At 65.5% G+C, this 12,701-nt stretch carries 12 protein-coding genes and 1 riboswitch; of the genes, 9 read left to right on the top strand and 3 right to left on the bottom strand.

Going from position 1 to position 12,701, the window contains the following annotated elements:
* Window positions 1-61: 61 nt before the first annotated feature.
* Complete coding sequence (locus NXY83_RS19350; RefSeq protein WP_258803817.1) at window positions 62-2,257, bottom strand: MMPL family transporter; 2,196 nt, start codon at window positions 2,255-2,257, stop codon at window positions 62-64.
* Between the two features lie 186 nt (window positions 2,258-2,443).
* Between NXY83_RS19350 and NXY83_RS19355 the strand changes: the two genes are divergently transcribed.
* The 5 genes from NXY83_RS19355 (at window position 2,444) to pabB (ending at window position 7,376) form a co-directional block, all read left to right on the top strand.
* Window positions 2,444-2,956 carry a MarR family winged helix-turn-helix transcriptional regulator gene (locus NXY83_RS19355; protein WP_258803818.1) on the top strand — a complete coding sequence of 171 codons (513 nt, stop codon included), beginning with the start codon at window positions 2,444-2,446 and terminating at the stop codon, window positions 2,954-2,956.
* Window positions 2,957-3,066: 110 nt separating this feature from the next.
* Window positions 3,067-3,885 carry a methyltransferase domain-containing protein gene (locus NXY83_RS19360; RefSeq protein ID WP_258803819.1) on the top strand — a complete coding sequence of 273 codons (819 nt, stop codon included), beginning with the start codon at window positions 3,067-3,069 and terminating at the stop codon, window positions 3,883-3,885.
* A gap of 29 nt (window positions 3,886-3,914) precedes the next feature.
* On the top strand, window positions 3,915-4,538 hold the full coding sequence (locus tag NXY83_RS19365) for a LysE family transporter (RefSeq protein ID WP_258803820.1): 624 nt from the start codon (window positions 3,915-3,917) through the stop codon (window positions 4,536-4,538).
* Between the two features lie 111 nt (window positions 4,539-4,649).
* Window positions 4,650-5,189: a low molecular weight protein-tyrosine-phosphatase gene (locus NXY83_RS19370; protein ID WP_258803821.1), complete on the top strand. Its 540-nt coding sequence runs from the start codon at window positions 4,650-4,652 to the stop codon at window positions 5,187-5,189.
* A gap of 114 nt (window positions 5,190-5,303) precedes the next feature.
* On the top strand, window positions 5,304-7,376 hold the full coding sequence (gene pabB, locus NXY83_RS19375; protein ID WP_258803822.1) for an aminodeoxychorismate synthase component I: 2,073 nt from the start codon (window positions 5,304-5,306) through the stop codon (window positions 7,374-7,376).
* Between the two features lie 12 nt (window positions 7,377-7,388).
* Here the strand turns inward: pabB and cls are convergent, their stop codons facing one another.
* Window positions 7,389-8,864 carry a cardiolipin synthase gene (gene cls, locus NXY83_RS19380; protein ID WP_258803823.1) on the bottom strand — a complete coding sequence of 492 codons (1,476 nt, stop codon included), beginning with the start codon at window positions 8,862-8,864 and terminating at the stop codon, window positions 7,389-7,391.
* Window positions 8,865-8,957: 93 nt separating this feature from the next.
* Between cls and NXY83_RS19385 the strand changes: the two genes are divergently transcribed.
* Together NXY83_RS19385 and NXY83_RS19390 are read left to right on the top strand one after the other, a co-directional pair.
* Window positions 8,958-9,887, top strand: coding sequence for an aminodeoxychorismate lyase (locus tag NXY83_RS19385; RefSeq protein ID WP_258803824.1), 930 nt, complete (start codon window positions 8,958-8,960; stop codon window positions 9,885-9,887).
* A 72-nt stretch (window positions 9,888-9,959) separates the two neighbouring features.
* Window positions 9,960-10,424 carry a pyridoxamine 5'-phosphate oxidase family protein gene (locus NXY83_RS19390; protein WP_258803825.1) on the top strand — a complete coding sequence of 155 codons (465 nt, stop codon included), beginning with the start codon at window positions 9,960-9,962 and terminating at the stop codon, window positions 10,422-10,424.
* A gap of 36 nt (window positions 10,425-10,460) precedes the next feature.
* Here NXY83_RS19390 and NXY83_RS19395 read toward each other — a convergent pair whose 3' ends face one another.
* Window positions 10,461-11,162 (bottom strand): TetR/AcrR family transcriptional regulator C-terminal domain-containing protein, encoded by a 702-nt coding sequence (locus NXY83_RS19395; protein ID WP_258803826.1) that lies wholly within the window; start codon window positions 11,160-11,162, stop codon window positions 10,461-10,463.
* Between the two features lie 222 nt (window positions 11,163-11,384).
* Between NXY83_RS19395 and NXY83_RS19400 the strand changes: the two genes are divergently transcribed.
* Both NXY83_RS19400 and NXY83_RS19405 read left to right on the top strand, forming a co-directional pair.
* Window positions 11,385-11,639: a hypothetical protein gene (locus NXY83_RS19400; RefSeq protein ID WP_258803827.1), complete on the top strand. Its 255-nt coding sequence runs from the start codon at window positions 11,385-11,387 to the stop codon at window positions 11,637-11,639.
* 388 nt (window positions 11,640-12,027) lie between these two features.
* Window positions 12,028-12,357: a GNAT family N-acetyltransferase gene (locus NXY83_RS19405; protein WP_258803828.1), complete on the top strand. Its 330-nt coding sequence runs from the start codon at window positions 12,028-12,030 to the stop codon at window positions 12,355-12,357.
* A 227-nt stretch (window positions 12,358-12,584) separates the two neighbouring features.
* Window positions 12,585-12,700, top strand: a riboswitch (SAM riboswitch).
* Window position 12,701: the final 1 nt, after the last annotated feature.

Below are 12,701 nucleotides of genomic sequence, written 5' to 3' on the forward strand. Positions count from 1 at the left end.
CAAAAACTGTTGGATGTGGCCGCCGCCACCGTGGACTGGTGGCGGCAGCCAGGGTATGAGGCTAGCGGCTGGAAACCTCTTCAACCTCGGGCTCCCGCACTCCGGGAGCCCGCGCATCCGAATCAGGCCTGGACAGTTTGCCGGGCCACCAGATCTTCGGCCCGATGTCGTAGGCCAGGGCCGGCACCAGCAGGGAACGGACCAGCACGGTGTCCAGCAGCACGCCGAAGGCCACAATGAAGGCCAACTGCACCAGGAACATGATGGGAATGACCCCCAGCGCGGCGAACGTCGCGGCCAGGACCACACCGGCCGAGGTGATCACGCCGCCGGTCACGCCCAGGCCGCGCAGCATGCCGGGCCGGGTGCCGTGCTTCAAGGATTCCTCGCGGACCCGGCTCATCAGGAAAATGTTGTAGTCCACGCCCAGGGCCACCAGGAACACGAACCCGAAGAGCGGGACGGTTGCGTCGGCGCCGGAGAAGCCCAGGACATTGCTGAAGACAAAGGCGGACACCCCCATGGCGGCCGCGTAGGACAGCACCACGGACAGCACCAGCAGGAGCGGGGCGACCACCGAGCGCAGCAGCATCATCAGGATAAAGAGGATGACCACCAGGACCACCGGGATGATGATCACCAGGTCGCGCTGGGCTGTGGTGTTGGTGTCCAGGGCGGTGGCCGTGACGCCGCCAACCAGCGCGCCGGGATCCACCGCCTTCACCTCCCAGCGCAGGGCCTTGACGGTTTCCTCGGCTTCAAGTGAATCAGCCGCCGAATTGAACGTGGCGTTGATCAGCACCCTGCCCTCGCGGACGTCCGGTTCGCTGGGGGCGCCGGGGGCTCCGGTGATGGGGACGCTTCCCTCCGCCAGCAGGTAGGCGTCCCCCACGCCGTCGGCCGCTTTCACACGGTCCAGGACTTCCCGGGCCTTGCTTTCGTCCGCAACCACGACGGCGGGGCTGCCGCTGCCGGCGTCGAAGTGGCGGGCCAGGGCGTCCTGGCCGTCCACAGCGTTGGAGGCGGTGAGTATGACGTCGGTCTGCGGGACGCCGTTGGCCTTGAGCTGCAGGACACCGGCCGAGGCCGCCACGAGCAACAGGACGGAGGCAATCCAGATGGTCCGCGGCCGCCGTGACACGAGCGAGCCGGTGGCACGCCACAGCCCCTTTTGGCCCTCCAGCCCGGTGAGCAGCTCCGGTTCACGTTGCTCGGCCGGCACCAGCTTGGGACGGAAGGGCCAGAAGGCTGCATGGCCCAGGAGCGCCATCAGGGCGGGCAGGAGGGTCAGTGCGGCGAAGAGCGAGCAAAGGATGCCTGCGGCGGCCACGGGACCCAGCGCCTTGTTGGAGTTGAGGTCTGAGAAGAGGAGGCACAGCAGGGCAATGATCACCATGGCACCCGAGGCCAGGATGGGCTCGAACGAGGCCTTCCAGGCGGCCAGCACTGCGGCGGTCCGGTTGGTGGTGTGGGTCAGTGCCTCGCGGAAGCGCGCCACATACAGCAGGGCATAGTCGGTGGCGGAGCCGATCACCAGGATGGAGAGGATGCCCTGGCTCTGGCCGTTCAGCTGGATCCACCCCGCCTTGGCCATCCCGAAGACCAGCAGGATGGCGGCGCACAGCGCAAAGACAGAGGTGAGGAGCACCATGACGGGCAGGAGCAGCGACCGGTAGACGATCAGGAGGATCACGAACACCGCGGTCAGAGCCACCAGCAGAAGGATTCCGTCAATGCCGGCGAAGGCGGCAGTGAGGTCAGCCGCCAGGCCTGCGGGACCGGTGACGAACGTCTGCATGCCCGCCGGCGCCGCTTCCGCCACCGTATCCCGCAGCTCCTGGACGGCTACCTTGATTTCTGCGGTCTCGCTGATCGGGGCGATGAACTGGACCGCCTTGCCATCTTCGGACGGGATGGGCCCGACGACGGCGCTGCCAAGCTTCAGCTCTTCCAGTTCCGTCCGGAGGCCGGCCACTTCGCCCAGTTGGGCTGGAGTGAAAGGCTCGGCGTTCTCGATGACAATGACGCCCGGCACCTCATCCGAATCCCGGAACTTGGCCCGCCAGTCCTGGGCCGCAGTGGCCTCGGCGCTGGCTGGCAGGAACGAGGCCTGGTCATTCGAGGACACTTCTTCGAGCCTGCCAAAGGTGGGCCCTCCGATGCCGGCGAGCGCCAGCCAGGTGAGCACCAGGATGACGGGGAGGAGCCAGCGAAGCCAGAACGGAGCGCGCTCCTTTCCTTCGGAGCGATATTTCATGCTGCCTTCCGGACGGGACAGGGGGAACGTTGTTCCAGCATAGATTATCTCCATGATGGAGATAAATGCCGATCGAGCTTTTTCTTGTTCTGCCTGGATGGGTCCGCATTGCGTTGCTGAAGTAATATCCGTCAGGACGCCCGCTGGTTTCCGGCACGGGCCAGGAGAAAAAGGAGGAGGTGGGCAATGGCAGTCAATGACCCATCCGGCGCGCCCACTCCTCCGCCAGGCCCCGCGCCAAACGGCGGCCCCCATCCCCTGGTCCGGCTGCTGCAGGAATTCACCCTCGAAGCCAACCGGTACGTGGATGCCGCCGGTGGCCGCAAGGACATGCACCGGACGGACCTCAACGCCCTGGCCGTCATCATGCGCCACACCGCCAAGGGCAGTGTGGTCACGCCCGGAGTCCTCCGCAAGGAGCTGAACCTCAGTTCACCGGCCACCACGGCCCTGATTGACAGGTTGGACAGCTCCGGCCACGTGGTCCGCGAGCGCCAGAGTTCCGACCGGCGGCAGGTCCAGCTGAAAATGACCCCCAAGGCGTACCAGGAGGGCGGTGCCATCTTCGGCCCGCTGGCACGCCAGATGGGAACTGCCATGGCCAACTTCTCCGAGGAAGAGCTGGAAACGGTCTCCCGGTTCATGACGGCGATGGTGGAAGCCACGGTGGCGGCGCGGGAAGAATCGTCCGCCGGATAGCGTCCGGCGGCCCTGTATCAACCGCCCTGCCCCGGCTCAGTAGCGCCAAGTGCGGTTTTGGAGGCCGAAAATGCCACTTGGCGCTATCCGGTTGGGGGTAGCGTTTGGTTATGAGTGCCCAGCAGCCTGAAGACGATGTTTACACGCACGGCCACCACGAATCGGTGGTCCGCGCCCATGCCGCCAGGACCGCCGAGAATTCCGCCGCGTTTGTCCTTCCGCACCTGACCCCTGGCTCGGATGTGCTCGACGTCGGCTGCGGCCCGGGCACCATCACCTGCGATTTCGCCGCCCTGGTGAACCCTGGAAAGGCCACCGGCCTGGACCGCTCACCGGACATCATCAGCCAGGCACAGGCCCTCGCCGTCGAGCGCGAAGTCCCGAACGTGGAATTCGTGGCCGGCAACATCTATGACCTGGCCTTCGAGGACGGGACTTTTGATGTGGTCCACGCCCACCAGGTCCTGCAGCACCTCACCGATCCGGTTGAAGCGCTGCAGGAGATGCGCCGCGTGGCCAAGCCGGGAGGAATCGTTGCCGTGCGTGACGCTGATTTCCATGGCATGAGCTGGTACCCCGCCATTCCGGAACTGGACGAATGGATGGACCTGTACCAGCGCATTGCCCGGCGGAACGGAGCGGAGCCCGACGCCGGGCGGCGCCTGGTCAGCTGGGCGCAGTCTGCGGGCTTTACGGATGTCGCCCCCAGCAGCAGCAACTGGCTCTATGCCACCGGGCAGCAGCGCCGCTGGCAGGCGCGCGTCTGGGGCGAGCGGGTGCTGCACTCCGCTTTCGCGGAGCAGGCACTGGAGTACGGCTTCGCTAATCCGGCAGATCTCGCGCGGATTTCCGCCGGCTGGCACCGCTGGGGATCCACCGACGACGGCTGGTTCCTGATCCCCAACGGGGAGGTCATCGCCCGGGCGTGAGCCGCCACCGGCCCGCATAAGATTGGGAAGTGCAATTTTCCCTCTGGCTGGCCCTGGCCGGCGCCGGCGCCCTGATCAGCTTCACGCCCGGGGCCGGGGCCATCAACACCATGAACAACTCCTTGAACGCGGGATTCAGGCGCTCGATCTGGGGAATCCTGGGGCAACAGGCAGCCCTGGTGGTCCACGTGGTGATCGTCGCGCTGGGCGTCGGCGTGCTGGTTGCCAGTTCCCCGGTGGCTTTCAACGTCATCCGCTACGCTGGCGCCGCTTATCTCGTATACCTGGGCATCCGCCAGTTCCTCAGCAAGCCAACCATCGAAGAGGAACACGCTTCGGCACTCCGGAACGAACCCGCCTGGTCAATCTTCCGGCGCGGGCTGTGGGTCAACCTGCTGAACCCGAAGGCCATCGTCTTCTTCCTGGCGTTCATGCCGCAGTTCATCAGGCCCGAACAGCCCCTCTTCGCGCAGTATGCGGTGCTCACCGCCACCATCGTGGCCATCGACATCCTGGTCATGTGGTTCTTTTTCGCGGCAGCAGCAAGGTCCTTCCAGCGGTTCACGCAGAGCGCCCGCGGGCAGCTGGTGCTCAGCAAGGTGTTTGGCGTGCTGTTTGTCGCTGTCGGAATCCTGCTTGCCCTGATCCATTAGCCGGCCCGCCCCCCGAGGATCCCGCTGTTCGTCATCCTTCTTTACAAGCCTGTCAACTTTTGTGAATCAAGCCCTAGCCAAGCAGGCCAACTAGCGCGCATGCTTACGTTCATGAACTCAGCGTCGAGCCCATACCGCGTCATTGCCGTCTGTACAGGCAACATCTGCCGCTCCCCCATGGCTGAACTTATGCTGAGGGCAGCCTTGGAGCGCGAGGGGCTGGATGGACTGGTGGAGGTGGACTCGGCCGGGACTACCGGCTACGAGGCGGGCAGGCCCATCGACCCCCGCGCTGCCCGGAGACTGGCCGCCACGCAACTGGCCTCCGAGCTGCACATTGCCAGGGAATGGATCCCCGACTGGTTCCGCGAAAGGGATTTGATCCTGGCCCTGGACGTCGACCACTACGCCTGGCTGAGCGAAGCAGCCCCTGACAGCGGGTCGCTGGACAAGATCCGCATGCTGCGCAGCTTCGATCCAAACGTTGCGGACCGGGACATGCTGGACCAGGGCATCGAAGACCCCTGGTATGGCGGGCACGCTGATTTCGACCTCGTCTGGCGCCAGATCAACAGCGCCCTGCCGGGCCTCGTGGACCATATCAGGACCGCGCTGCTCCAGGACCTCCATCTGCAGAGGCAAACCCTGTGACATTCCGACAACGGACAGGCGGCACTACTGGCCCGGCAGGCTGAACTGCCCCGGGGGACCGTCGCAAAAACCGCAGGATGAAAGCGCGGCAAGGAAGACGGTACGCTCTAATCCATGATCCCCGCCCCCGTCATCATCGCCATCGACGGGCGCTCGGGCGCAGGGAAGACCACCCTCGCCGTCGAACTGGCGGCCCGGCTGCGCGCGCACCACAAGGTCTCACTGTTCCACCTCGAGGACATCTACCCCGGCTGGAACGGCCTCGCGGCCGGCGTCGAACGCTACGTCTCCACGGTCCTCACCCCACTGAGCCGCGGGGAGACGGCAACCTGGATCAGCTGGGACTGGGAGAAGCATTACGACGGCGACTCCCGGGTCACGATTCCCGCCGAGATCGTCATCGTCGAAGGAGTGGGGGCGGCATCGGCCGAAGCCCGTCCGCTCCTGAACGCGGTCATCTGGGCTGAATCACCGGACGATGTGCGCCGGACCCGGGCGCTGGACCGCGACGGCGCCACCTACGAACCCTATTGGGACCAGTGGGCAGCGCAGGAGACGGAATGGCTCGCCGGCGACGACGTCCCGCAGCACGCTGATGTCCGCGTGCACAACCTCGCGGACGGCTCCGCGGTTACCGACCTGCTGCAGCTCCTCCCCTACCTTCCGGCGCTGGCCCCGGTCCTGGCCCCCGAACTGTCCGCCCGCCGGGGCCTCCGGCTGCGGTCTGAGCGGCTGGACCGGTTTCCGGACTCCGCGCTCCTGTTCCGCTCCCTCTACGGCGGTTCGGCCAACGCCGTCTGGCTGGACTCCTCCAACGCGGAGGCGGCCGGTCTCCACCCAGGCAGCAAGGACCCCTCAGAACGGACCGCAGCCGAACGCAGCCGCTTCAGCATCATGGCGGACGACGGCGGCACCTTTGGGCAGTCGGTAACCCACCGTTCCGGCGAGAGCCTCATCAGCGCGGGCTGCGTGACAGCCCGGGTCAACGGGCCGTTCTTTCGCTGGCTGGACACCGTCTGGGGCCGCCGGGCCGTCCGGGCGCCCAAGGACTACCCGGGTCAGTTCACGCTGGGGTGGCTGGGGTGCCTGGGATACGAGCTCAAGCGCGAAACCGGGGGCGCCGACCTGCCCGCATCCACACCCGATGCGGCCCTGATTTTCGCAGGCAGGGCGGTGGTGCTGGACCATGCGGAAGGAACTGCGTGGCTCCTGGCACTGGAGGCCCCTGATGCAGGGGACTGGCTGGAGACGGCGGCGGCTGCCGTGGAAGAAGCGTGTGCTCCGCGTGAAGCCGGCGGCAGCACCGGCGTCGTACGCCCAGTGGCACCGGCATTTACCAGCCGGGACACCGGCCCGGAATACCTGAAAAAGATCGCCTCCGCCCAACACGAAATTGCCCAGGGAAACACTTACGAGGTGTGCCTGACCACCACCTTGGAGGCCCGCGTCCCGGCCAACCCGCTGGATGGCTGGGGCATCTACCTTGCGCTTCGCGGCAGGAATCCCGCGCCGTTCGCGAGCTTCCTCCGGCTGGGAAACCTCACGGTGGCAAGCACGTCTCCCGAGCGGTTCCTCAGGATAGCGTCCGACGGCGGCATGCGCGCCGAACCGATCAAGGGAACCCGCCGCCGCGCTGCTGATGAGGAAGAGGATGCCCGGCTGCGCAGCGACCTGGCCACGTCACTGAAAGACCGGGCCGAAAACATCATGATCGTCGACCTGCTGCGGAATGACCTCAGCCACTTTGCGGTTCCCGGCTCGGTGACGGTGAGCCGGCTCTGCGCTATCGAGAGCTACGCCACCGTGCACCAGATGGTCAGCACCATCGACGCCCGCCTCCTCCCCGGGTCATCCCGCGCCGAGGCAGTTGCCGCCTGTTTCCCGGCCGGCTCGATGACCGGGGCGCCCAAGATCAGCACCATGGCCATCCTGGACCGGCTGGAAGGCGGCCCGCGCGGCCTCTACTCCGGCGCTATCGGGTACTTCTCGCTGAACGGTGCCATGGATCTCGCCGTCGCCATCCGGACCCTGGTGATCAGCACGGACGGTGAAGGAATGGCGGAGCTGACGCTCGGAGTCGGCGGTGCCATCACCACTGATTCAGTGCCGGATGAGGAGTACGAGGAGATCAGGACGAAGGCTTTCGGCGTCCTCTCCACGCTGGGCGCGGAGTTTCCCCGGGACTGAGATCTCCGTGCTTTACTGCACGGTTGCCGTCAGCCGGGCCACGTTGTCCACGTACCGCGCGGCCAGCGGCCGCTTGACCCAGTCCGAGAGCCGAAGTTCTTCGGAAATGTCCCGGTAGGTGTCCTCCACGGCCCGCATTTCGGTGACGATCCCGGCGCCCAGCAGCATCACGGACACCTCCAGGTTGAGCGAGAAGGAGCGCATGTCCATGTTGCTGGAGCCCAGGACCGCCACTTCGTCGTCGATGGTGAAGTGCTTGGCATGCAGCACGAACGGCGCCTTGTAGAGGTAGATCCGGACTCCGGCTTCCAACAGCGCCTCGTAGTAGGAGCGCTGGGCATGGTGGACCAGGAACTGGTCCCCCTTCTCGGACACGAACAGCTCAACGTCCACGCCACGCTGGGCAGCGGTTGTGATGGCGTAAAGCAGCGAATCGTCCGGCACGAAGTAGGGGCTGCAGATCGAGATCCGGTGCTGCGCCGAATAGATCAGGGTGTTGAAGAGCCGCAGGTTGTTTTCGGTGATGAACCCGGGGCCGCTGGGGACCACCTGTGCCGTGACGTCACCGGGGTGGGCGTTCGCCGGAAGCTGCAGCTGGTGCTCCAGGGACTCGTCGGTCTCACTGAGCCAGTCGGTAGCGAAGACAACGTTCAGGGTGGTGACGATAGGTCCGCGCAGGCACGCCATCAGCTCCACCCATTCGCGGCCGGCCTTGCGGTGGCGCCTGTTGTTGTAGGAGGGCTCGATCAGGTTTTGGGAGCCCGTGAAGGCGATTTCGCCGTCGATCACCATGATCTTGCGGTGGTTCCGGAGGTCGGGCCGGCGCCACTGGCCATGGATGGGCAGGAGCGGGAGCATGCGCTTCCACTGGATTTTGCCGGCTTTGAGGCGCTTGAGGAGGTTCTTGTACCCCTGCACCCGGAGCGTGCCGATATGGTCGAAAAGCACCCGCACTTCCACGCCCCGCTCGGCAGCTTCCTCCAGGGCGGTAAGCAGGTCGTCCGTGATGTGGTCCGTGCTCATGATGTAAAACTCGGCGTTGACGAACTTCTTCGCCTTCCGTACGGCTTCCGTCATGGCCAGGAGGGAGTCCGGGTAGCCCGGGATCAGGTCCACCGCGTTTCCATCCACCATGGGCAGGGATCCAAGCCTGCGGTTCAGCTCCGCGGCGGACCTCACCCATTCCGGGCCGGGGTAGTCGCTTTCGACGTCGGCGAGGGATGAGATACCGGCGCGTACCCTCTCGTTGACCTGTTGCTGCTGCTCCCGGCGGCGCTTTGACAGCTGGAAGTTGCCGAACAGCAGGAACAGGATGATGCCCACAAACGGGACGAAGAAGATGCCCAGCAGCCAGGCCATCGCCGTGGTGGGCCGCCGGTTGCCGGGGATGATGCCCACGGCCAGCACCCGGATCAGCAGGTCGGCAACGGCCAGCAGCACCACAATCCATGTCGGCTCGGAACCGGCAAGCGAAAATGGCCACAACACGAGAACCCCCGGAAGATGAGCTCCCGGCGGACGGTTTCCGGCCGGGGCACTCCGCCCAGCTTATCCGGCGCGGCGCCGCACTAAGCTGGAGCCATGACCTCTCCAGCTCCCGTGGTTCTCGTTTTCCTCGATCCCGCCTACCCGGACGGCCGGCTGGCCGATGCCTCCAAGCCCCAGCTGTTGGTCACGGACCAGGGTGCCACGCGTGGTGACGGCATCTTTGAAACCATGCTCGCGGTGCGGGGAACCGTGCGGAAGCTGCAGGCGCACCTGGACCGGCTGGACGGTTCCGCCGAAGCGCTGGACCTCAAGATTCCGGGCCAGGATGAGTGGCGGCGCGCCATCGCGTCGGGCCTTGCCGAACACGGGTCACAGCACCCACCCGCCGCTGCTTCGGACGATGAGCTGGTGGTCAAGCTGGTAGTGACCCGCGGCGTCGAGGGCGCGCCAGCCCCCACCGCCTGGGTCCAGGTATCGCCGGTCGGGGCGGCTGGGCGCCGGCAGCGCGAAACGGGCATCGATGTGATCCTGCTTGACCGTGGTTACGACAGCGATGCCGCGGAGCGCGCCCCGTGGCTTCTCCTGGGCGCCAAGACACTCTCCTACGCCGTCAACATGGCAGCACTGCGCCACGCACACAAGCAGGGCGCCGACGACGTCATCTTCTACTCCTCCGATGGTCGGGTTCTGGAAGGCCCCACGTCCACCGTGCTGCTGGCGCATGTGGAAAAGTCCGACGACGGCACCTCCGTCAAGCGCCTCATCACCCCTCAGCTGGACAGCGGGATTTTGGCCGGGACGTCCCAGGAAGCCCTGTTCACGGCAGCCAAGGCTGCGGGCTGGGAGCTGGGCTACGGTCCGCTGGAACCCCAGGACCTGCTGGATGCGGACGCGGTGTGGCTGATCTCCAGCATCCGGCTGCTGGCTCCGGTGAACCGCATCGACGGCAAGGAAATCGGCACCCCTTCCCTCAAGAAGGAGCTGACTGCCGAACTGAACGAGCTGTTCGCCGGCATCCAGTAGGCAAGTCCCGTTCCCCGCGTTCCTGGTGCGGCGGGATGTTCCTTCCGCGGCCGGCGCCGTATCGTGTGGTTCATGACTTCTCACGTGCAGCCAACCGAGAACCTGACGTTTGATGAGTGTTGGGAGTTGCTCGACGGCGACGCCCTGGGCCGCCTGGCACTTGTGGTGGACGACCATCCCGAGATCTTCCCGGTCAACTACGTGGTTCACCGACGCAGCATTGTTTTCCGGACCGCCGGGGTCACCAAATTGTGGAACGCCAAGTCGGAAAGGCCGGCGGCCCTGGAGATCGACGGGTATGACCCCCAGACGGAAGAGGCATTCAGCGTGGTGGTCCGCGGGGACACCGAAATCATTGAGGACCAGGCCGAAAAGGACGCCGTGGATTCGCTGGGCCTGGAGCCATGGCAACCGGGCGAGAAGGCCCATTACATCCGGCTGTCGGCCCGGGCCATGACGGGGCGCCGCTTCAGGGTCAACCAGCCGGACATCTGGAACACCCGGATCCAGGACCGGCGACGGTCTTCCTTCGAGTAGTTGGTGCCGCAGATTCAGGCACGGAACCACTGCCGGCTAGGCCGAATGCGCCGACTGCAGTGAGAGCTGGGATTCGAGCCCGGACAGCAGGATGGTGAGTCCCTGGTCGAGTTCCGCTGAGCCGTCGTATTCCGTCAGGGCGGGTGCCAGGGCGCGGAGCTTGGGAAACTCTTTTGCCGGCAGCCGGTGGAGCCCCAGCCGGAGCAAAGCCTCGTTCTCTTCCGGGTCCACCACGAATTCCTGCAGCTCATTGAGGATGTGGCCGTAGAGGAAGCCGTAGTAGGCGCGGTAGACGTGGAGTGCGTCCGCCGGTCCGAATCCTGCCCCTGCCAGCAACGAGAGGATCTGTTCGAGCGGGCGGAGGGTGCCCAACGGCCGCATCCCCAGCGGCGTGGACAGCGGTCGGGTCACCAGCAGCGGCACCACATTGGGATGCTTCAGCGCCAGCAGACGCAGGTTGTGGGCAATCTGCCGGAGCTGGGCTTTCCAGTCGGGGTCTTCAGAGTGGATGGGAAGTTCGTTGAGTACCAGCTCCGACACCCCATCGAGCAGTGCGGCACGGTTCTCGGCGTAGCGGTAAAGGCTCATGGGATCGCGGCCCAGCTCCTGCCCGAGCCGGCGCATGGTCAAGGCCTCCAGCCCTTCGGCGTCCACGAGCTCCAAAGCCTTGGTCAGCACCAGCTCTTTGCTGAGCCGGGCCTTGCGCTCGGCGGCTCTAGGGGTATTCGGGGAAGCCATCGTTTCCATCCTGGAGGGGCGGCACTGATCCGAAGGGTAATTCCAGACGGTTGCCGTATCTGTAGTCTACGGGTAAAGTCTACAGTGTAGATGAGGCGTTACGCCGACTGTGGGTCCCCAATTTTAGGTGGCCAAACACACTCCATTGCCCCGTGCAAGGCATTTGAGGTCTGCTGCTGTAGCCGAACGGCGGCGCCACGCACTTAGCGAAGGGACGCCGCCATGGCACATTCGCAGTTCGACCTTTTTCTCCAGGAAGCCACCTACCTGGACCAGGCCTCTGACTCGACGCTTGACCAGGACCGCCTTTACGGCCTCTATACCAGCTGGTGCTTCATCAACCAGCAGGTCCCCGGACCGGAGTCCAAGTTCTGGGCGGCGATGCAGAACAAGATCGCCCCCGGGAACAATGGCCTGCGCATGAAGGGTCCGGCCGCTGCGGACTACATCATGACCAGCTACCCCGGCCTCGTATAGCCGCAGTACAAAGAAAAAGGCGTGAACCGCCGGCACGTGGCCGGCGGTTCACGCCTTTTTCGCTACGTTTCTCCGGGCTGAGTGGAACCTGAACAGTGGACCTGTCTGCGAGGCTGGTGTTCGCAAAGTACTGCCGGTACGCGCGGTTCCACCAGTCAAGCCGGGCGCTGAGTCAGAAGGGCTGAAATGAAGGACATCGGCGGGAATTTGCCCCGGGCATCTGGGCGGTTCGCCGCCCATCTTCCCCATCCTCTTGTCCCCGGAATCAGCATCAAATTGCTTGAGGGTGCTGATGCTGCGCTCCTGGCCGAGGCGTACGTGCGCAACCGCGGGCACCTGGCGCCCTGGGAACCAAAGCGGGACGGCTTTCTTCACCCCTTCCCGCCAGATGGACATCATCCGGGCCATACGCGCCCAATACCAGTTGGGGACCGAGCTTCCGTGGGTTCTGGTGGAAGAGGACAACGACGGCGGAGCGGAGCACGGCGGCGGGCGAATCGTCGGGACCATTACCCTGACCGGAATAGTCCACGGCCCGTTCCTCAGCGCCAACCTGGGGCACTGGGTGGACCGGGAACTCAATGGACGCGGGATTGGATCAGCAGCGGTGCGTTTCGCCGTCGGTTATGCGCAGCAGGAGCTCGGGCCCCAACCACGCGAAGCCGGGGTACGCGGGCTGAACCGGTACGGCGTTGTGGCGCGGCAGTTCGCGTGCTGATGTGGACCCCCGGATGCTGGTTATGGCGGTGGGGCACTGCCCCGTAGGAACCGTATCTGGCGGCCGGTCCGCGTATGGCAGGAAAAGCCCGCCCACCCGGTGATGTCGCCGTCGTCCGCTCCCTTGGCGCTCGGAAGTTCCTGGCTGCTGCACCACGCACAGTTCGGTTACGCAACATGACGACGGCGGCGGTGCGGCACGGCGTGCCGGATGTTACGTTTCTGGGGAGTAATGAGTACCGGCGCCAAGCCCTGACTGGCCGGTCGGCAACCCTCCCTTTCGCGGCGGGGTGCCTCAGGTGAATACTCGGCATATCGACCGATTCGAGTTGCAAGCGTGAGAGA

Source organism: Pseudarthrobacter sp. NS4 (genome assembly GCF_024758005.1).
Taxonomy (GTDB): domain Bacteria; phylum Actinomycetota; class Actinomycetes; order Actinomycetales; family Micrococcaceae; genus Arthrobacter.